The following is a 20,476-nucleotide window of genomic DNA, read 5'->3' as shown; positions in this document are numbered from 1 at the left end:
TAAACTTCCGAATACTAAATTACTTAAGAAACTTTACAACATTCTCATATAGCTTCTAGGCGGCGATCGCCTTAATTAACTAGCCATGAATTATCCCATCCCTGTGAATTCTGAAGAAATTGTTGCGCTTCGCCAAGAGCCAGTTGACGAAGAGTTGGTGGCCGCCGCGATCGCGGGTGTGGTCCTGATTACACGCTCTGAAGGTCGTTCTCTAGAAGATTTAACAACAGAAGTGCTTACAGACGACAGCTTGCTCGATGCGGCTCAGCGCCGTTGGCTCAGCGACATCGTGGCTCAAGCCTGGCAAAGCCTACCATAGTTCTGGAACGAGTTCTTTACTTATGCAATTAAGAGCGTTAAAGCGAACCAGCGGCTAATGCAGGATCTGAGTGCCCAAATTATTCGAGCTTGGCGCGATCGCGTCGGCCCTAAACTATTGCCGCTGCTCTCTACAGTGCGACTCGGTGGTTTAGTGTTGGCGGGTTTAGCTCTCTGGGGCTTTGCCGAAATAGCCGATGAGGTTTTAGAAAAAGAAACGCAAGCATTCGATACGACAATTTTGCTGAGCCTGCGGGAGCTACATAACCCCCTGCTCGATCGCCTCATGATCGCGATTACGTTTCTGGGAGAGCCAACAGAACTAACTATTATGAGCTTGGCCCTAGGCGCTTGGCTGCTCTGGCGAGGTCAACGCTCTGAAGCGACTACATTGGCGATCGCGGCAGCAGGAGCAGCGGGACTCAATGTTTTGCTGAAGGATGTGTTTGCGCGCGCCCGCCCCGCCTTGTGGGCCAGGATTGTGGATGTGAGATATTACAGCTTTCCTAGTGGTCACGCCATGCTATCGGTGGTGGTCTATGGGTTGCTGGGTTATTTGCTAGCGACTCACTTTAAGCGGTGGCGTGTTGGAATTCTGATCTCGATAGCGGTTTTAATTGCCGCGATCGGGTTTAGTCGGCTGTATTTAGGTGTTCACTGGCCCACAGATGTTTTGGCAGGTTATGCAGCGGGTTTGGTCTGGTTACTAACCTGCATCCTCAGCATCGAAATCTGGCGACACCGAGGCACAATGCGAACTCAAGAGGCAGCACGCCCGAAGTCAACCAGTATTAAGTGAGTAAACGCGAAGTAAGAAAAGTGGTCATTCTACCAGCCCTCACCTTAGGCTGGAGAAGAAGAGAGTCTCCACAGCTATCTTGGTTAACCCAGTTAGCAATAGAGCAGTTGCGCGGCCTTGAGGCCCTCTTGAATACAATGGACAGTTCATCTTCCAGTTAATATGCAGAAAATTTTCACAGCTCACGAATCTGACACTCTCTTTGCAGGCAAAACTACGATTGGGGTGCAGACGCTATTTTTAGGTGAGCGGATTGACATCAAAGTCTTAGAAAAAGGCGATCGCTTAGCCGTTTTACCTTTAGTGGTGACCGCAGGAGAGCAAGGTTATGCAGTGATATTTCGTTATGGAGCTGTGGTGCTCTTTAACTTAACTCCAGAAGAAACTGACGGTTTTCTAACCAATCTCAAGCCTTCTGTAATTGAACCGTTTGAAAAACCGGAAACGGAAGCCGATCAGATTCAGCTCAGCCCCGCTGATGCCTCTCGGGTCAAAGACGGCATTATTCTCCTGAGCGAGTTTACAGTAGAGCGACTGCAAATTGTAGCTGATGTTTTGGCTAAAAGCGTGGTTCTGTCCCACTACGAAGCCAGCATTTCTGATTTCTTCGATCGCATTGAACCCCTAGCGGCTGACCTGCAATACCAAGGCCGAGGCAAACGCCAAGACCGAGAACTGCTGCGCCATATCGGGGGCACATTGTTGATTCAGCACAAAATGGTGGGACTGGTAGCCTTTGGCGAAAAGCCAGAAACCCTTTGGGAGCGCCCAGAATTAGAGCGCCTCTACCTCCGCATGGAAGATGAATATGAAATTAGCGAACGCAACTTAGCCTTACAACGCAAATTAGAGTTGATTTCGCGCACCGCTGAAACTGTGCTGGATTTGCTGCAACGCAATAGTAGCCAGCGAGTGGAGTGGTACATCGTTATTTTGATCGTGGTCGAAATTCTGCTGACCCTGTATGAATTGTTTTTCCGAGGCTAACCACGCGGCTCAAACCGCTTCAACACAGTCAGCACAAAAAGCACCATGAGGGCAGCGATTAAGCTGAGGGCTAGCAAACCACAACCTGCGGCAATCCCTAACCCTGCTGAAACCCAAATTGCCGCAGCAGAAGTCAGCCCTCGGATACGTACCTGCTCAGATTTGTGCTTCGCCTGCTGGAGGATTTCCCCTGCTCCCAAGAAGCCAATTCCGGCGGCTATACCTTGAATGACGCGACTAAGAGCATCGGCACTGGCTTCGGTTTGCCCTAATTGGATAGGAATGAGCACTAAAAGCGCCGAGCCAAAACTAACGAGCATGTGGGTTCTCAGGCCAGCGGGTTTATGGTGAATCTCCCGCTCAAAGCCAATGACGCCACCAACGAGCAAAGCCAAACTCAGTCTGGCAACGATGTTGACTAAGGCGTCCCAAGTAATTGGATGAATAACAGTCAAGGTTTACCAACAAGCAATCAGGATTGTAGCTCTCCACTGTACTATTCTTTCGAGCCCTCAGGTGAGCTAGCGATCGCCTCTGGAATCATACATAGCTGAAACCAACGCACTTCTGTAGTGGTCAACATCAGTTCCCTTGCCTGTCAACCCCAAAAAACATGAATTAATCTCTTGCAAACCTGGAAGAGCACAGAAAGGTGCAGGTGACGCAATTTATACAATCAACTTTATTAATAGTTACTTTCTGAAACATTTGAATAAATTAAAGAAAGTTCATTTTAAGATAGGGCTAATGTTGAAGCTTTTCACTCTGGAGGAGTCTCCACTTCCCCCCAGAGATAGAAGCAGTGGAAGAGCATAAACGCTGGTGAGTTGGGTGCATCTCCGTGTCCAGTTGTTTTTCTGCCACCGTCCTCTAAATAACTGCGAAGTTTCCGGGAGGGTCAGTGTCATAGAACAACTTATTAGTTGACAGGAGTAAATAGTGCACGTAGAAACCCAAACGGCAGCAGTAAAAGCAACAGCAAGTTTTGATCAACCGTTATTAGACCCTTTTTTTACGCTATCTCTGGATTTGCTTTGTGTGGTGGGTTTCGACGGCTATTTCAAGCGCTGGAATCCAGTTTGCGAAAAAACCTTGGGTTTTACTGCTGCTGAGCTACTCGCCACTCCTGCAATGCAATTTGTGCACCCTAGCGATCGCGCTCTGACTAAAGCTTATATTCAGCAATTACTCCTGAGTGCAGAACCTATTTGTTTTGAGAATCGCTGCTTGTGCCAAGACGGTTCCTATCGTTGGTTATCTTGGAAAGCGCAAGCGCTGCCAGAGCAAAAATTGATTTATGCCACCGCCCACGACATTACGGAACGCAGGCGATCGGCAAAACAACTACGCTCCAGTGAGGAAAGATTTCAACTCCTGGTAGAAAGCGTCAAAGACTATGCCATTTATATGCTTGACTCAGATGGCGTAGTCATTAGTTGGAACACAGGTGCAGAGCGGATCAAAGGCTACAGTGCTGAAGAAGTGATTGGTCGGCATTTCTCTTGTTTTTATCCGCCTGAACAAGTCCAAGAAGGCAAACCTGCGTGGGAGCTACAGCAAGCTGCTACCTTGGGTCAGTGCGAAGTAGAAGGTGAGCGGGTCCGCCGAGATGGCTCCAGATTTTGGGTGAATGCGCTCATGATCGCGCTGCGAGATAACCACGGCCAACTCCAAGGCTTTGCGAAAGTAACGCGAGACATTACGGAGCGCAAGCAAACGGAATCGATTTTGCAACAAGCCTTTGATCAACTAGAAAAGCGGGTCCACGAGCGGACTAGCGAGCTATCCCAAGCAAACTTCATGCTCAAGCAAGAAATTGCCGAGCGGGAGCAGATGGAAGCAGCGCTCAGGCAGTCAGAGGCGCAACTGAAGCAGCAAGCTCAACAGCTAGAGTCCACCTTACATGAGCTACAACGGACTCAATCTCAACTGGTTCAGTCGGAAAAGATGTCCAGTTTGGGCCAGTTGGTCGCAGGAGTCGCGCACGAGATCAATAACCCAGTCAGTTTTATTTACGGCAACGTCAAGTATGCCGACGAGTATGTCCAGACAGTGCTGCATTTACTCACGCTCTATCAACAACAATGTCCCGATCCGGTGGATGAATTGCAAGCGGCCCTGGAAGGGATTGACTTAGAGTTCCTAGCCACAGACTTACAAAAACTGCTGCAATCGATGAAAGTTGGGGCGGAACGGATTCGCGAAATTGTCTTGTCTCTGCGGAACTTCTCGCGCTTAGACGAGGCTGAAATGAAAGCGGTGGACATTCATGAAGGTCTCGACAACACGCTTTTGATTCTGAAAAATCGGCTCAAAGCCCATGCGGGTCATCCTGGAATTACGGTGCTGCCAGAATATGGCGACCTCCCCCTCGTGGAGTGTTACGCCGGACAGCTCAACCAAGTCTTCATGAATATTCTGAGTAACGCAATCGATGTTTTGGAGGACTCTCAAGACCAGTCTGCTGAGCAGCCAGGGGTGATTCATGTTTGCACGACCGTGCAGGCCGATCAGTGGGTAGTCATTCGTATTGCTGACAACGGGCCTGGCATCAGTGAAACGGTGCAACGGCGACTCTTTGATCCCTTTTTTACTACCAAACCAGTCGGGCGTGGGGTGGGATTAGGCTTGTCCATCAGCTACCAAATTGTGGTGGAGAAGCATGGAGGTCGCTTAAAGTGTCACTCCATTGCGGGTCAAGGCACAGAATTTGTAATTGAAATTCCTAGCTCGGCAGCTCTCAGGTCCAGCCCACCCCTGGCTGAACCAGTGCACATCCTGCCGCGATCGCGAGATAAACAACCCGCCCTAAACCCTCTGCCCTCGAAGCAATGTGTGTAGTGCTGAGCCTGGTGGAGGATTTGTCCTAAAATTGGACAACGAGCAGGTCAGTTAGGGAAGTAGTGGTCATGGGTGTGTCTATTGAGGTTAGTAGCGAAAACTTCGCCGCTGAGGTCGTGCAAAAGTCCTACGAAAAGCCAGTTGTAGTCGATTTTTTTGCTCAGTGGTGCGGCCCCTGCCAGATGCTGAAGCCAATCTTAGAGAAGTTGGTGCAGGAGTACGATTTCGTCTTAGCCAAGGTTGACATTGACCAAAGCCCAAATTTAGCCAATACCTACGGCGTGGAAGGGGTGCCAGATGTCAAAATCTGGATCCAAGGTGAAATGCGAGATGGCTTTGTTGGTGTTTTACCAGAACCCAAGCTGCGATCGCTGCTCTCAGAGTTAAGCCTAAAGTCTGAGCTAGAGCAAGGGTTAGAAACGCTACAAACTGCGATTCAAACGGGCGACGTAGCTACAGCTAAGCAACTGCTGCAAGCACTGAGCGAGGAATATCCTGAAGATCGCCGCTTAATTTTGGCGGGAGCCAAGTTTCTAGTTAGCCAAAATAAGTTCGAATCAGCGACCAAGTTATTGACGGCAATTCAAGCCGATGACAAAGAGTATTTCGCTCAAGCGCAGGCCATAAAGGCCTTAGTTCAGTTTCAACAAATAGTGACAGAATCCGCCGTTGAAAATGAACTAGATGAACTGTTTTTTAAGGCGATTCGCCTGACTTTAACTGAAGATTATGCCGCAGCCTTAAATCTATTTTTAGAGGTAGTCGGTCGAAACCGGAATTATCGGGGGGATGGTGCCCGAAAAGCCATGATCATGATCTTTGACCTATTGGGGGATGATCATCCTTTGACAAAGGAGTATCGTAAACAGTTACTGCTGGTGTTGTACTAGTTGGCCTGGCCCTGGGTGAGACAACAGATAAGCCATTCAAGTGATAGATACTCTACAAGCTTATGGGTTCACGGTTGAACAATTCGCTACCAAAAACTTCAAGGCAATCAAGCTGACTTACTTGAGCTAAATTTTATCAGTTTTAACTGTTACTTTTAGAGGTTAGCTTTAGTAATCCTTTCATTAATAAATATTGTTAACTTAATGAGATGATTCGACTTTAAGTTTGAGTAGATGTTGATTAGATAAGCTTGAGCGCCAGTGGAATAGTCCGTGAAATAGAAACTAGGCGATCGCTGAATTACAGACTCAGCTTGCGTTAGATAGGCTCTTCTTCGCGTACAAATTTTCTAATGTTTCTATTTGCACAACGATGAAGCTTTGCCAGTAGAATTAGGGGTTAAGTTCCTCAAAAACACTGAGAGAAACCTTTAAAAAGTATAAAACTGTTGTTTAAAATTGGGTTTACTACAAGTGGAATCATCTTTTTTTACGGTTTACCAAACCCAGTCAGGGATTGAACTTCGACCAGGCTGTGATGATTCAACAGCCGAAGCTCGTTTGATTTGTACCTGTAAAAACTACGAAGCTGCCTACGAAACGGCTCAGTCAATTGCTCATACTCGGAGCTTGCCGTTAATAGATTGTGTCTACGCTAACCCGATGTCCTGATATTCATTAACCTAAACTTCATGCCAGCCGCTCCTAAAAGTAGTCCGATGGCTTGTGTCCAGTAACTCCAGCCAGATGGATTAATGCTGCTGGGTATAGTGAAGCTATCTAACCCATAGGTTGCCTGTTGGACGAACCACCAGAACAAGTAAACCCATACAGGTAACTCAAGCGGTACAAAAACGACTACCAAGGGCAGAATGGAGTCAATTTTGGCTTTGGGAAAACCAACTAAGTAAGCTCCCAAAACTGCGGCGATCGCACCATTGGCACCGATAAATGGAGCTTGTAGAGTTGGGTTAATCAAGACTTGTAAGCTACTAGTCATGATCCCGGCTAGAACAAAAAAAACTAGAAACGCTCCATGCCCCAGTGAAGCTTCAACTTGGGTTCCAAAAACTCTAAAAAAAAGTAAATTTCCCAACAGTTGGGCGAAGCCTTGATGCAGAAATAAACTCGTTACTAAGGAAGCAACCAGCAACGGTAGCGCCAACCATTGACCCGCGATCGCGTCTTGACTCAGAGCAGCTACCCGCGATGGCACCACGCCCCAAGTCTGTAAAAAATCATTTAAGGCGGACGAGCCTAACTGCAACTCCCACAAAAATAAACCAACACTAAGCCCAATCAAGCTATAGGTCACGATCGGGTGAGAGCGCTGAGGTAAGTTATCACCGATGGGAATCATGGCTAGAGCAGGCTCAAGGTTTCAACTAGCCTACTCCAGCTCTGCAAATAGGTCAGCTAGAACTTGGTTAGAAAAGAGAAATCCTTCTGGATCGCTGAGCTTGATCCGAGCTTCCGGTGGTAGCGCTTCTAAAGGTAGCTGGGCGATCGCTTCCCATTCCACACCACCAACTTCTACCCAGCCTTGGGCACAATGCGACTGCAAAGAGTGGCAGATTTTATCTAAGCTAGGTTTGCCAAATTGCTGAGCTAACTCCACCAAACTTAAACCTTCGGCAAGACGGAAACCCAGCATCAATGTGTCGAGGAGAAGGTCTTGGAAGGATGAGGTAGAAGGAGAGCTAAAGAGGTTGGATTTTTGGGCTTTGACCCATTCGTAGTATTCGCGGGTTTTGCGGGGGCGGGTGAAGCGTTGGCCTTGCAGGTAACTAGCGGCTCCCATACCAAAACCATAAAAAGGCTGGTTTTTCCAGTAAACGCGATTGTGACGACACTGGAACCCCGGTTGCGCGTAGTTGGAAACTTCATAGTGTTCGTATCCCGCAGCACTGAGCAGTTGTTGGGCTAAGCGATACATTTCAGCCGCCGATGTATCGGAGGGTAGCGGCTGGTCTCCAGGTTGATATTGCCGACCAAAGGCTGTGACAGGCTCCACAATCAGGTCGTAGCAGGAAAGATGCTTCGGAGCCAAAGCGATCGCGGCTTCGATGGAGGCTTGCCACTGATCTAGGGTCTGATGCGGCAATCCCGAAATTAAATCTAAACTAAAGTTAACCATCTGCGCTTGGTGGATTAGTTCCACCGCCGCATAAACATCTGCCACCGAATGGGTGCGACCACAGAGCGCTAACAATTCCGGTTGAAATGCCTGCACACCTAAGCTAACTCGATTGACTCCAGCCGCTCGATAACCTTGAATTTGAGGCAAATCAAATGTGCCTGGGTCGATCTCAATCGAGATTTCGGCATTCGCAGCGATACCAAACTTATGCTCTAACGTTTGCAGAATGCGATCGAGCTGGGCTACAGAGAGTAGAGACGGAGTCCCTCCCCCAAAAAAAATGGTTTCTAAAGGCTGAATAGGAACGGCTTTATCTAATGCAGTTAGCTCTACAGCCAGCTCAATTTCTTGGCAGAGCATTTCTACATACTGGGCGATCGCCCCAGAATTCTCGCCCCGAGCCTGATCCCCCACCACAGATACTGGAAAATCACAGTAATAACACCGCCGCCGACAAAAAGGGATATGCAGATAAGCCGCTTTCGGGCGATCGCGATCGAGGGTTGGAGTCAAAGAATTTGTGTTGTCTAACAGCAATTTAATGAATGATTTAGGACTGTTGTTTTAACCAAAAATCTAATGAAATCAATACATTCACGATTAAGCGTTATCCTGCCAAACTAAAACTGCTGAGATAAAGCAAGCAGAAAAGTTATTTCATGAAGTGCAATTTCATCAAAAGCTAGAACAACAGCTATTACAAAGTTAAGGAAGTCGAAGATATAAAATAGAGCCATGTAAATTTTTAGTAGCTGAGTGAGTTCAAGTCGCTGCTGAAGCCCTTCCAAATATTGAAAGTGAATTCAATCGGCTTAACACGACGCTCAGCGATCGCTTAACTCTCTTCTAGTCCCTCCCAGAGCTTGTCTATTGGGACTAGACATTCATCCCATCCATCCCAATGGGCTATACATATGCTCGATGCACTGATCATCTTCTCATTCATACTAGCAGGGGGGGGGATAGGCTTCTTCAGCGTTGATCTCCTACCCAACACAGCCTTAGCTCAAGTTAGTAATCGTGAAGGTTTGAGCTTAGTCACCGCTGGCTTCGGAGCCTTGATTGGCATGGCTTTTGGCCTTGTGGCTCAGACTGCCTATCGGCGGCTAGAAAAACAAGTTCGGCAAATGCCCGTTGATATTTTGCTCAGTCGTTCTGTCGGGCTAGTCTTGGGGCTTTTGGTCGCCAACCTAATGCTAGCGCCCATTTTCTTGCTACCGATCCCCTGGGAATTCGCTTTTATTAAGCCATTAGCAGCCGTACTTGGCAGCATTTTGTTTGCGTTCTCTGGGATGTCCTTGGCCGATACTCACGGTCGAGCCTTGCTACGGCTGATCAATCCCCACTCTGTAGAAACTATGTTGCTGGCAGAGGGCACCTTGAAACCTGCCGCCACCAAAGTTTTGGATACTAGCTGCATCATCGACGGACGTATTGAAGAACTTCTCGGTACGGGGTTTCTAGAAGGCCAGATTTTGATCCCGCAGTTTATTTTGCTGGAACTGCAACAAGTGGCTGATGCCTCTAGCGACCAAAAACGGGTGCGCGGACGACGAGGTTTAGACATCCTCAATCGCATGAAGGAATCTTATCCTGAACGACTGGTGATTCATTCGGCAGACTACGATGATGTCTCGACTGTCGATGCGAAGCTGGTACGGTTGGCCCAGGAAATCAACGCGACTCTGCTCACCAATGACTACAACTTAAATAAAGTCGCTAGCCTTCAGCGTGTGCCAGTCTTAAACATTAACGAATTGGCCCAATCGCTACGACCTGCTTATTTGCCAGGGGATTACTTAGATTTGAAGATCCTCAAAGAGGGCAAAGAACCTGCTCAGGGTGTGGGCTACCTGAACGACGGCACAATGGTGGTGGTAGAGGAAGGCGGCAACCGTATTGGGGATGAACTGCAAGTGGTGGTCACGGGAGCCTTACAAACCTCGGCGGGTCGGATGATTTTTGCTCGACCCAAGTCTTCAATTGTGGCTTAACTGATGGCACGAGCCACTAGAGTCAAGCTGTGCGATCGCTGTGCTAATTCTGTGGCTGTGCTCTACCGTGTCAAGCTAGATGAGTATGAGCAATGGCGGTTTGTCTGCGATCGCTGCTGGCCTGAAGTGAGCCAAGGCAATCCATTTTATGTCTATGGCGGCACTTGGAAAGCCCAGAAGCGTCGGTAGCAGCCATTTTCTTTTATTCTGATGCCAGGGCATCTCCATAAGTTCGAGATCAGTTTGAGGAATCAGGGATGAGCGATCGCTCGTCCCTTTTTGCTAGCGGCTAACTGTGACGTGGAAATCGGGAGTTACGTGGAAATCGGGAGTAGGAGCGTTGAGTAACCCAGCGGGTCAGGATTCTAAGTGGCTCAATTTAGATTTAGGTTGGAGCTTGGGGCTACTAGTTGCGGCATGTGGTCTTTGGGGGATCAACTTGGGTGGGGTGCCGCTGCGAGACTGGGACGAAGGTACTTATGCAGCGATCGCCAGAGGGATGTACCGCACTGGCAATTGGCTCTACCCCATGATCAACGGTAGTCCTTATCTCAACAAGCCACCGCTGCTGGAATGGTTGATTGCCAGTAGTTACCAGCTATTTGGGGTGAGTGACTTTACGACTCGCCTACCTGCCGCCTTCCTCAGCGCCTGCGCCGTACCGCTGTTGTATTGGGTGGGGCGGCAAGTTTTTAGCCAGCACCTACCAGCTCTGTTCTCGGCTGCCGTATATCTCACTCTCCTACCAGTGGTGCGGCATGGACGACTGGCGATGCGAGATGGCATCACTGTCACCTTCTTGCTGCTGTTATTGGGATGTCTACTGAAAGCGCGACAGGAACGCCGTTGGGCTTTAGGAGTGGGCATCGCACTAGGCTTGTTGGCTCTGACCAAAGGAATTTTGGCGCTGCTTCTAGGAGCGATCGCGTTCAGTTTTCTGGTCGTAGATCGGCAGTATGCTTTGCTTCGGAGTCCCTATTTGTGGTCTGGAATTGCTTTGGGATCAGTTCCAATCTTCGCTTGGTATGCGGCGCAAGTGCAGCACTACGGCTCTGTTTTTCTACAAGTGCATTTCCTAAAACAATCAGTAAATCGGGTTTGGGAATCGGTCAACAGCAACACTGGCCCTGTTTGGTATTACCTTTTAGAGTTGCTGAAATACACTTGGCCTTGGCTGATCTTCTTACCCAGTGGATTGATTTTGGCGTGGCAGAAGCGGCAACTGACTTGGAGCCGTTTGGTTTTAGTAGGAATCGGGATCTATCTGAGCGCTGTTTCAATCATGACGACCAAATTGCCTTGGTACGTGCTCCCGCTCTATCCCTTCGTGTCCTTGGCCTTGGGAGCTCAGCTCGATCAGCTTTGGCACCGCGATCGCCCTCATTCCAGAGTAGCAGCGGGTTTCTTAGGATTTTTAGCGATCGCTGGTTTCGCGGGGGGAGCTTATGGCAGTTGGGCTGATTCTCAACCTGTTTTGTTGGCGATCGGTGTAACGGTCGGTGTGAGCTTTGGTTGGGCTGCTTGGTGGATGCTACGGCAGCAACGGCAGTTCATCACAGTGTTGCTGGTGGGCTGCTACCTCAGCCTAGGACTGCTGATGAGTTCACCGCTTTGGCTGTGGGAGCTGAACGAAGCCTACCCTGTTAAACCCGTGGCTACCCTGATGGCCACTCACACCCCACCGGGAACTACCATTTACACCTCATTTCCCAATCACCGCCCCAGCCTGAATTTTTACAGCGATCGCCTAGTGTTGCCTGCGGGGCTACCAGATTTGCAGCGGCTCCAAGCCACCCAGCATTATCTGTTGCTAGATACCGCGGTGCTCAATAGCTTGCAGATTTCTAGCCAACGAGTTTTAGGCAATGCTGAGGGGTTTGCCTTAGTTGCGCCTTCCACTGCTCCAACTCCTTAAGAAGTCAGTTGCCAGATTTTAATCGTGTTGTCCCAACTGCCACTGGCAAACAACTGCCCGCCCGCACTCACCGCGATCGCACTCACAGGGTTGGAGTGGTTAGTTAAGTTGCAGATTAAGTCTCCTGTGCCAATACTCCAGATTTTGATCGTCTTGTCGCTACTGCCACTAATCAGCATGCGGCCATCCGGGGTAATGGCGATCGCGTTCACCATATCGGAGTGCCCTGTGAGCGTGCGGACCAACTCCCCTGTATTCAGATTCCACAAGCGAATGCTTTTGTCTTTACTGCCACTCGCCAAAATTTGACCGTCCGGGGTAATGGCCACCGAATTGACCGAGTTGAAGTGTCCATAGAGCGTACGAGTCAACTCCCCGTTGCCTAAGTGCCACAGCTTAATTTGGTTGTCTAGCCCGCCACTGGCCAACAACAAGCTATTGGGACTGATCGCAACCGACTTCACCATGCCCGCAGTTCCAGATAAGGTGCGGAGCAGCTCTCCCGTTCGCACCTTCCACAACCGCACTGTTCTGTCTTCACTGCCACTAGCCAAAAGCAGACCATTGGGGGTGATCATGACAGAGTTGACATCTCTAGAATGTCCGACCAGATTGTTGAGCAGATCACCAGTCTGGAGGTTCCAAATCTTGACCGTCGTATCATCACTACCACTAACCAGCAGTTGTCCGTCCGGGCTAATCGCCACAGAATTGACCGCCTTAAGATGACCTGGCAAGGTGCGGATCAAGCTGCCCGTTTGCAAATTCCAGACCTTGATTGTGTCATCCAAGCTGCCACTCGCAAGAATTTGTTTGCGAGAACTCATAGCTAGTGACATCACCCAAGAAGAGTGCCCTGTCAACGTGCCAACACACCGCCACAAAGCTGCTTGGGACTGGCGTGACCCCGAAAAAGTGCGCCCCGCAGAGGGGTTTGCAGTTATAGGTTGAGAAACTGGCTGGGAAACTGGCGTTGACGAGCTTGGTCCAGAAGTGAAACTAGAAATAGAGTAGCCAGAAGGCCGTGATGTAGGTGGCTGGGAAGTTAGAGGTTGCGATCGCGGTGGTTGCGAAGTGGGAGGAATACTGGATAGTGGTGGGTTAGATGGTTTCGGTGCCGAGTCCGGTAGGGGAGCGGCCACAGCTTGTAAATCTTGCAGCACTTCGTCCACTGACTGATAGCGATCGCTAACTAAATCCTTGAGCAGCTTGTCCAGAATTTGTCCTAATTGTTGGCTGATATTGGTCCCTTTCTTAGCCAGGTAATCCCGCCACAGCCATCGTCCTTGCAAAGGATCGTAGAGATCCTCTGGCTTCACGCGGGTCATTAAGTAAAGACAGGTCGCACCCAAGCTGTACAAATCACTAGCTGGGTAGGCTTTGCCGCTCCGCAGTTGCTCAATCGGTGAATAGCCCTCAGTGCCAATTTTGGTGCCTGGTTGCGCCAAGGTGACATCCCTCAGCAGCTTGGCCACACCAAAATCAATTAGCACCAATTTGTGGTCTAACTTGCGCCGCACGATATTGGATGGCGTAATATCGCGATGCACCACTTGGCACTCATGCACAAACCGCAAAACGGGCAGAAGATCAGCCAAAACATCCCGAATTTTTTGTTCGCTAAACCTGCCTTGCTGATGGAGTTCTTGAGTTAAATTCAGCCCTTCAATAAATTGCTGCACCAAATACAAGCGCTGCTCTTGCTCAAAGTAAGCCAGCAAAGCTGGAATTTGAGGATGCTCACCCAGCTCATGCAGCCGTACTGCTTCTTGATCAAATAAACGAATTGCTTTATCTAACGAGCGGGCACTCTGCACCTGAGGCGAAAACTGCTTCACCACGCAACGAGTCTTGAGACGGTCTTCATCGATCGCTAAATAAGTGCGACCAAAACCACCTTGTCCAATCGGCTGCAAAATCCGGTAGCGATCTCTGAGTAAGGGAATCAACTTTGTCTCACAGCTCTGGCAGACAGCGGCACTATCAGAATTTTGGGGTTGCTTACAGTTCGGATTCAGGCAACAAATCATACTCAGACGGCACCCAACGGATCTGCATTAATCTTCATTGTCCCAGGGGGATTCTCACGCTGACTTAAAATGTAACGAAATAGTACGAGGCAGCGTGATAAACCCAGATTTCACGAAAAAACCCCTGAGCGTAAGGCTACAAGGGTTAAATCATTCTATATTTCTGCTGGGAGTACCACTAATTTCACCTTAACGGCAAGCTGCGATCGCTCAAACTCAACCACCTGCGATCGCTGGAATGATGCTCACTTCGTCACCATCGCTCAGTGGAGTCTTTTGCCCATCCAAGAACCGGATGTCTTCGTTATTGACGTAGAAGTTGACAAAGCGGCGCAACTCACCTTGGTCATCACAAAGACGAGCTTTGATGCCAGGGCAGCTTTGCTCTAAAGACTCCAAGAGTTCACTAATGTTACTACCCGCACACTCAACAGTGGCTTGGTTATTGGTCAGCTTTTGCAGAGGAGTCGGAATCAGAACTTTAACGGACATAGGACAAATTGAAAGAATGAAAAAGGATGAGGTAGGTAAAGATAGAAGGACGTTAGCGTCCTTCTATCTTTCTAGACTAATACTTGTTGCCACTCTAGGCGATCGAGGGTGCGGGAGCGCTCTAAAGCTCGCTCGAAGCTGTCGAGTTTGGGTTCGATAGTCAGGGGTTCGTTAATGCAGCCTTGTAACGCTTCTTGAGTCTTGAGGCCATTACCCGTAATGTAAACAACGGTGGTTTCATCAGGGTTGATCTTACCTGCTTCTACTAGCTTCTTCAGCACTGCGATCGTGGTGCCACCTGCGGTTTCGGTGAAGATGCCTTCAGTTTCAGCCAGCAGTTTGATCCCTTCAATAATCTCTGTGTCGTTGACCGACTCGATATTGCCGTTAGTTTTCTTCGCCACGTCTACCGCATAGACACCATCAGCAGGGTTACCGATCGCGATCGACTTAGCGATCGTGTTGGGCTTGACAGGAGAGATAAAGTCACGACCTTCGCGGAAAGCCTGAGCAATCGGAGAGCAGCCTTCAGCCTGAGCGCCACTGAAGCGAACTGGCTTCTCATCCACTAAACCAACTTTAACGAATTCTTGAAAGCCTTTGTAGATCTTGGTAAACAGAGATCCAGAAGCCAAAGGAGCGACTACATGATCGGGGAGTTCCCAACCGAGTTGCTCAGCAACTTCGTAACCGAGGGTTTTGGAACCCTCGGAGTAGTAAGGGCGCAGGTTGATGTTGACGAAGCCCCAACCGTGGGTGTTAGCAACTTCTGAGCAGAGCCGATTTACTTGGTCGTAGTTACCTTGCACTGCCATCACCGTCGGGCCATAGATCAAGGTACCTAGGACTTTTCCTGCTTCTAGGTCAGAGGGGATGAAGACGCAGCAATCCAGACCTGCATGAGCCGCGATCGCAGCCGTGGAGTTTGCCAAGTTGCCTGTGCTAGCACAAGAGACAGTGGTGAAACCCAGCTCACGAGCACGAGTCAGAGCGACAGAAACGACCCGATCCTTGAAACTCAAGGTGGGCATGTTGACGGCATCATTCTTGATATAGAGCTTTTTGAGACCGAGGCGACGCGCCAAGCGATTGGCTTGGACAAGAGGAGTCATGCCAGTACCGACATCGATGGGGTTGTCGGTGGCTACGGGTAGGAAGGGCCGATAGCGCCAAATGGAGTTGGGGCCAGCTTGAATACTGGCGCGAGAGACTTGCCGTTGGATAGCGCTGTAGTCGTAGGCAACTTCCAACGGCCCAAAACAAAACTCACAAACGTGGGTGGCTTTAAGTTCGTACTCTTCGCCACATTCTTTACACTTCAATGCCCTGAAGGTGGCAGCAGTGGATAGGGTGGGTGTGTGAGTTGCCTGGGTCATGGTCACAGCTCTCTTGTAATCAAGAATTACGGTCTTTGAAGTTCTGTCGCGTCGGCAGTGGTTCAGATAGTAACACGCCTTTTAAAACAGCGTCAAATATATCCGACTTATTTTGTCGGGATTAAGCTAAGTTCTTATGGGGTAAAGCTTTTAGCCAATTCCATCAGGATTTGGCCTATACTTTACTTGCAATTGACTAAGTAATGCAGAGAAATTTTTGTGAGCGATCGCTCATATTGCTGTTAAAAACCGCAACGCAATTCATCACCCACCGCTGACAGGCGGAATTAACACCACTTCATCGCCCGCTTGTAACAAGGTATTGGGTTCGACAAATTGCAAATTCACACCGAAGCGAGTTAAGTCACGCCAGCGCTCTAGTTCTGGATGCTCTTGGATCAGGCGATCGCGCACCCCAGCCACCGTTGCCCCGGTTGGCAGCTCTAAAGCCAGTTCTGGTAATCCGTAGGCTTCCTGGTAAGCCGCGAATAGTTTTACAGTCACAGTCACCGTTGCTTCAGCCATAGCCACTTATCTGTCAGATCTCATTACATTTACAGTAAGTTGCGATCGTGACATTCAACTCGTTTATGGAATTTGCTGAATTACTCTGAGCGTAGAGCTTTTACTGGATCGAGTTGACTGGCGCGTAAAGCAGGAGGCAAACCAGCCCCAATTCCCACTAAAACCGCTGAACCTAGCGCCAAAGCTGCGGTGCCAGATTCAAACTGGTAGGGCAACTTAAAAGTTTTTGCCACCGTTGCCGTCAGGCCGTGCACCATCCCTAAAGCCACAACACCACCTACCACGCTGAGCACTGCCGCTTCCAAGACAAATTGCAGCATGATGTCCTGCTGAGTCGCTCCAATCGCCCGACGTAAGCCAATCTCAGCCGTTCGCTCTGTCACCGAGGCGATCATAATGTTGGCGATGCCTACACCACCAACCAGTAGCGAGATCAGTCCTACCACAGCGAGTGCCTGCGAAGCGAGTTCCAAGGTTTGCTGCTGCTCCACAATATCCTCGACATTGTTCCAAGTCCAGAACTTCTTACCGGGGAATTTCTGCATCAGTAGTTGCTCGGCTTGCTTACCTAGATTCTCTAAGTTTTGAATTTCGTCAGGGCGAAGCCGTAAACCACCGACGTCCTGGCTGCCTGTCAGCGCACTGTGCAGCGCGATTGAAATCCAAATTTCGCCTTCTGGTGGTTCCTCGCTCTCTGTTCGAGTTGGCACTACTCCTACCACAATGTAAGGACGACTATCCACATAAATCCGTTGACCGATCGCGTCTTGGGCCGCAAATAGCTTTTCGGACAGAAACTGATCGATCACCACAACTGGACGATAATTGGCAAAATCTGCTGCCGTAAAAAAGCGACCTGCCACCAAATTGCGTCCAGAGGTCAGCAGAAATTCTTGAGATACCGCAGTCATAAAAGGATTTGCTTCTCGGTCTTGAGACAGCACTTGAGCTGGGCCTGACCAATCCGCTGCGCTAATTGCCTGTAAGTGGGTCAAGCGCGATCGCAAAAACTCCATGTCTTCAGCTTTTAACTGGGCAGGTGCATCACCTCTACTGTTCCAGCTAGGATATAGCGTGATTTGAGGGGCATCTCGCTTTGCCAACTCTGCTGCAATGATCGCTCGGCTAATGCTGCCGACTTGCAATGTGGCATAAACCGCGCCAACACCCATAAATACTCCTAGCAGGGTCAGAGCAGAGCGTAGTGGATTTCCGGCTAAAGAACGGCAGGTTAATTTCAACAAATCAGCTAAAGCAAGACTCATGACACCACCTGCATTTCATGGTCAAATTTGCGATCGCGCTCCATCATGACTAGGGCGAAGCTGGAGTAACACTGGGTTTAGCCTCGGTTTGCGGTGTGACCTGCATTCCTGGTTCTAGCGGTGGTTCTGGGGGTGGCAAAATGACTTTCTCGCCCGGTTGCAATCCTGATTTCACCTCGACCGTGACTAGACCCTCCAAACCCAAATCAACCGATCGCTTTTCAGCTTTGCCCTCAGCGTCTCGAATCCAAACAAACGGGGTCGCTCCAGTGCGCTGAATTGCTTCGGTATTGAGCGCCACCACATTGGGACGTTCTTCAATCACCAGTTCTACATTCACCTGACTGCCTGGAATTAAACTGCGGGTGGGCCTATCTAGGCGAACCGTCGCGGGAACCGTGGCTTGATTCGACTGGCTAGAACCACGACGGCTGTTTTGTTCTTGGGTGTCAGGAGCGATCGCTTGGGGATACAAACTTTGCACCCGTCCGGTAAATACCTGTTTATCTGGCCCAATCACGGTAATTCGGGCGGGTTGATTCACCTTTACTCGTACAGCATTCAGCGTGGAAAGTTGCAGCGTTACCAGCTCTTGACTCGGATCACCTAAGGTCAGCAAGTCGGTGCGTAACTCCACACCATCCCCATCTTTAACTTTCACGTCCAGAATCAGGCCATCAATTGGTGCAGTCACCACCGTATCCCGCAACTGCTGCTGAATCCGCTGTTTCTCTAGCTGTAGACTTTCCAGTTCCAAGGCTCCTGTGCGGATACCCGATTCTGTATTGCGTAGCGTGGTTCGCAGTTCTCGCACCTGAGTTACTTGCTCTTGCACTCTTTGCTGAGCCAGTGCTCCTTGTTTTGATAAGTTTTCGAGTTTTTGCTGTTCGCGTTCTTCGTCCGCGAGTTGTTCTTGCAGTTCTAAAATCTTTTGGCGATCGCGTTCTAGGGTCAGGGTTTGCTTCTGAATCTTGACTTGTTGGTTGGCTAAAGCCGTTTGGCGTTCGGGGTACCGCAGCACCACCAGTGTTTGACCTGCTTTTACAGTGTCTCCCGGTTGCACCAGCACTTGCTCGACCGCGCCTTCTGTAGGTGATTTTAAGGTTTGTTGCGATCGCAGTTCTACAGTGCCACTTTCGTTAATCGTGGTTTCGATCGTGTCTCGCTCTACCGTCACTAAAGGTGCTACGACAGGCTTGGCTGCTTGGCTCCAAAATTGGCTATAAACCAGCCAACTTCCTATACCCGCGATCGCTAAAATCCCTGAAACGGCAAGCGATCGTATACCCCGCCTAAGCTCTTTTTGACTTCGTTCCGCAATCATCAGCACCCCACCTCTGGCCTACGTCTAGGCACTGGAGATTGCACTATAGCTTAGTGAAGCTTGAATAATTTCACATCACCTAAATAGGTTAAGGTTTAACCGCTCAACAGCTTTAAAGCATCTGTTCTATGCGGCGAAAATCGCGTTCTACTTCGGCCCAGAGCGATCGGTTGTGAGGATCTGTCCGGAGAGCTTTTTTTAGGTAAATTCTGGCTTTATCTAGCTGCTTTTGGCTGACCAAGTGCCGACCCAAGCGTTGATACACGATCGCCTGCCACTGTCGCACTTCTGGGTCTTGGGGGATGCGTTGGGCTAACCCTTCTACAATTGTGACAGCCTTGGGAAAGCGCTGATCCCTCAGTAATTGCTGGAGCTGTTCGTAAACTCTCTGCTTAAGTTTTTGTTCTGTTTCCGAAAGCTGCGGATTAAACTCAACTCCAGGTTGCTTCTTGGTTACCTTAACCTGAGTTTCCGATGTGGCTCGTTTCACCGTCACTTTTGGCGTGGGAGGCGGAGACTTAGTGGTAGGAGAAGTTGCGGCGGTATTGCTAGCAGCCCCTTGGCCCTGACTGGCTTGTCCCTCTGAGGACTTCACTGTAGTCAAGAGGAGTTTGTAAGCTGCCGTCAGCTCAATAAACTTTTCCTTAGCACGCTGATCCCCTGGATTGACATCAGGATGATACTGCCGCGCTAGACGGCGGTAAGAAGCTTTGATTTCGGCAAAGGAAGCACCGGAGCGCAGTCCTAGAAGACGGTAGCAATCTGCAACGTTCATCGAAATGAAAAAATGGCAGAATTATCAGGTTCTGCCATTACTAAAGATAGATTGACATCTCAGCAAGAATCAAGAAATCCGTGCAGGCTTCACAGGTGCTTGACTCCTACTGGGTAGTTAAGGGGTGCGATCGTCTAGGACGCGGTCGACCAAGCCGTATTCTTTGGCTTCGTGGGCTGACATGAAGAAGTCCCGATCCATGTCTTTCTCGATCTTCTGCAAGGTTTGGCCCGTCTTGTCAGCGTAGATTTGGTTAAGCTGACGACGGATTCGCAAAATTTCTCGCGCTTCAATCTCAATGTCGGTAGCTTGACCACGGGTACCACCAGAAGGCTGGTGAATCATGATCCGCGAGTGGGGCAGGGCTAAACGCTTCCCTTTCGTTCCGGCGGCTAGCAGGAAGGAACCCATTGAGGCCGCTAGACCTACACAGATAGTCACTACATCGGATTTAATGTGCTGCATGGTGTCGTAAATCGCCATGCCAGACGTAACCATCCCGCCAGGGGAGTTGATGTAAAGGTAAATATCTTTGCCAGGATCTTCTGAATCCAGGTACAGCATCACCGCAATGATCTGGTTGGCAATCTCATCATCCACATCTCGCCCTAGGAAAATAATTCGTTCGCGATAGAGGCGGTTGTAGATGTCGATCCACTGGGTAAATTGTTCCCCCGGCATCCGGTAGGGAACCTTAGGAACGCCAATAGGCATAATATGCTCCGTCAGTCAATGAGGTGAGAGGTGGGCAAGTGGAGGGGTGAGCAAGTGAGCGGATGAGTAAGCGAGGGGGTTCAGTTAGTTC

At 49.5% G+C, this 20,476-nt stretch carries 20 protein-coding genes; 9 read left to right on the top strand and 11 right to left on the bottom strand.

The features are described 5' to 3' along the window. The first annotated feature begins 85 nt into the window (after positions 1–85). From NDA01_RS16870 to NDA01_RS16860, 3 genes are all read left to right on the top strand, one after another. The gene (locus tag NDA01_RS16870) at positions 86–319 is read left to right on the top strand and encodes a hypothetical protein (RefSeq protein WP_190441575.1); all 234 of its coding nucleotides are present in this window, start codon (positions 86–88) and stop codon (positions 317–319) included. A 57-nt stretch (positions 320–376) separates the two neighbouring features. Beyond that, on the top strand, positions 377–1,117 hold the full coding sequence (locus tag NDA01_RS16865; RefSeq protein WP_348228845.1) for a phosphatase PAP2 family protein: 741 nt from the start codon (positions 377–379) through the stop codon (positions 1,115–1,117). A 162-nt stretch (positions 1,118–1,279) separates the two neighbouring features. After that, the gene (locus NDA01_RS16860) at positions 1,280–2,104 is read left to right on the top strand and encodes an RMD1 family protein (protein ID WP_348228844.1); all 825 of its coding nucleotides are present in this window, start codon (positions 1,280–1,282) and stop codon (positions 2,102–2,104) included. On the opposite strand, the gene NDA01_RS16855 is transcribed toward NDA01_RS16860, so the two are convergent. Continuing rightward, the gene (locus NDA01_RS16855; RefSeq protein ID WP_190441581.1) at positions 2,101–2,559 is read right to left on the bottom strand and encodes an MgtC/SapB family protein; all 459 of its coding nucleotides are present in this window, start codon (positions 2,557–2,559) and stop codon (positions 2,101–2,103) included. The genes NDA01_RS16860 and NDA01_RS16855 overlap by 4 nt on opposite strands. 484 nt (positions 2,560–3,043) lie before the next feature. Between NDA01_RS16855 and NDA01_RS16850 the strand changes: the two genes are divergently transcribed. The 3 genes from NDA01_RS16850 (at position 3,044) to NDA01_RS16840 (ending at position 6,507) form a co-directional block, all read left to right on the top strand. Continuing rightward, a complete protein-coding gene (locus NDA01_RS16850; protein ID WP_348228843.1) occupies positions 3,044–4,945 on the top strand; it encodes a PAS domain-containing sensor histidine kinase in 1,902 nt (633 codons plus the stop codon). Between the two features lie 68 nt (positions 4,946–5,013). After that, positions 5,014–5,835 (top strand): tetratricopeptide repeat protein, encoded by an 822-nt coding sequence (locus NDA01_RS16845; RefSeq protein WP_348228842.1) that lies wholly within the window; start codon positions 5,014–5,016, stop codon positions 5,833–5,835. Between the two features lie 474 nt (positions 5,836–6,309). Continuing rightward, positions 6,310–6,507: a hypothetical protein gene (locus tag NDA01_RS16840; RefSeq protein ID WP_190441585.1), complete on the top strand. Its 198-nt coding sequence runs from the start codon at positions 6,310–6,312 to the stop codon at positions 6,505–6,507. On the opposite strand, the gene NDA01_RS16835 is transcribed toward NDA01_RS16840, so the two are convergent. Both NDA01_RS16835 and hemW read right to left on the bottom strand, forming a co-directional pair. Next, positions 6,491–7,195 (bottom strand): rhomboid family intramembrane serine protease, encoded by a 705-nt coding sequence (locus NDA01_RS16835; RefSeq protein WP_348228841.1) that lies wholly within the window; start codon positions 7,193–7,195, stop codon positions 6,491–6,493. The two genes, NDA01_RS16840 and NDA01_RS16835, sit on opposite strands and share 17 nt — an antisense overlap. Before the next feature lie 30 nt (positions 7,196–7,225). Further along, on the bottom strand, positions 7,226–8,488 hold the full coding sequence (gene hemW, locus NDA01_RS16830) for a radical SAM family heme chaperone HemW (RefSeq protein WP_348228840.1): 1,263 nt from the start codon (positions 8,486–8,488) through the stop codon (positions 7,226–7,228). Positions 8,489–8,889: 401 nt separating this feature from the next. Here hemW and NDA01_RS16825 point away from each other — a divergent pair, with 401 nt between their 5' ends. The 3 genes from NDA01_RS16825 (at position 8,890) to NDA01_RS16815 (ending at position 11,884) form a co-directional block, all read left to right on the top strand. Next, a complete protein-coding gene (locus tag NDA01_RS16825; protein WP_348228839.1) occupies positions 8,890–9,969 on the top strand; it encodes a PIN/TRAM domain-containing protein in 1,080 nt (359 codons plus the stop codon). 3 nt (positions 9,970–9,972) lie between these two features. Beyond that, positions 9,973–10,158, top strand: a complete 186-nt coding sequence (locus NDA01_RS16820) for a DUF8622 domain-containing protein (RefSeq protein WP_348228838.1) — start codon at positions 9,973–9,975, stop codon at positions 10,156–10,158. A gap of 106 nt (positions 10,159–10,264) precedes the next feature. Next, a complete protein-coding gene (locus tag NDA01_RS16815; protein ID WP_348228837.1) occupies positions 10,265–11,884 on the top strand; it encodes an ArnT family glycosyltransferase in 1,620 nt (539 codons plus the stop codon). On the opposite strand, the gene NDA01_RS16810 is transcribed toward NDA01_RS16815, so the two are convergent. The 8 genes from NDA01_RS16810 to NDA01_RS16775 form a co-directional block, all read right to left on the bottom strand. Further along, positions 11,881–13,914, bottom strand: a complete 2,034-nt coding sequence (locus NDA01_RS16810; protein ID WP_348228836.1) for a protein kinase domain-containing protein — start codon at positions 13,912–13,914, stop codon at positions 11,881–11,883. The two genes, NDA01_RS16815 and NDA01_RS16810, sit on opposite strands and share 4 nt — an antisense overlap. 216 nt (positions 13,915–14,130) lie before the next feature. Beyond that, positions 14,131–14,406 carry a MoaD/ThiS family protein gene (locus tag NDA01_RS16805; protein ID WP_190550129.1) on the bottom strand — a complete coding sequence of 92 codons (276 nt, stop codon included), beginning with the start codon at positions 14,404–14,406 and terminating at the stop codon, positions 14,131–14,133. 71 nt (positions 14,407–14,477) lie between these two features. Beyond that, the gene (gene thrC / locus NDA01_RS16800) at positions 14,478–15,782 is read right to left on the bottom strand and encodes a threonine synthase (RefSeq protein ID WP_190441600.1); all 1,305 of its coding nucleotides are present in this window, start codon (positions 15,780–15,782) and stop codon (positions 14,478–14,480) included. 264 nt (positions 15,783–16,046) lie between these two features. Then, a complete protein-coding gene (gene moaD, locus NDA01_RS16795; RefSeq protein ID WP_348228835.1) occupies positions 16,047–16,307 on the bottom strand; it encodes a molybdopterin converting factor subunit 1 in 261 nt (86 codons plus the stop codon). 80 nt (positions 16,308–16,387) lie between these two features. Next, on the bottom strand, positions 16,388–17,572 hold the full coding sequence (locus tag NDA01_RS16790; protein ID WP_348228834.1) for an ABC transporter permease: 1,185 nt from the start codon (positions 17,570–17,572) through the stop codon (positions 16,388–16,390). 49 nt (positions 17,573–17,621) lie between these two features. Continuing rightward, positions 17,622–18,896: an efflux RND transporter periplasmic adaptor subunit gene (locus NDA01_RS16785; protein WP_348228833.1), complete on the bottom strand. Its 1,275-nt coding sequence runs from the start codon at positions 18,894–18,896 to the stop codon at positions 17,622–17,624. Positions 18,897–19,008: 112 nt separating this feature from the next. Beyond that, positions 19,009–19,671, bottom strand: coding sequence for a J domain-containing protein (locus NDA01_RS16780; protein ID WP_348228832.1), 663 nt, complete (start codon positions 19,669–19,671; stop codon positions 19,009–19,011). A gap of 117 nt (positions 19,672–19,788) precedes the next feature. Further along, positions 19,789–20,385, bottom strand: coding sequence for an ATP-dependent Clp protease proteolytic subunit (locus NDA01_RS16775; RefSeq protein WP_190441610.1), 597 nt, complete (start codon positions 20,383–20,385; stop codon positions 19,789–19,791). Positions 20,386–20,476: the final 91 nt, after the last annotated feature.

Origin of the sequence: Trichocoleus desertorum AS-A10, assembly GCF_039962155.1 — a bacterium.
In the GTDB taxonomy this organism is placed as follows: domain Bacteria; phylum Cyanobacteriota; class Cyanobacteriia; order FACHB-46; family FACHB-46; genus Trichocoleus.
The sequence above is the reverse complement of the archived record's forward strand: the minus strand, read 5'-3'. Positions and strand labels throughout refer to the sequence as shown.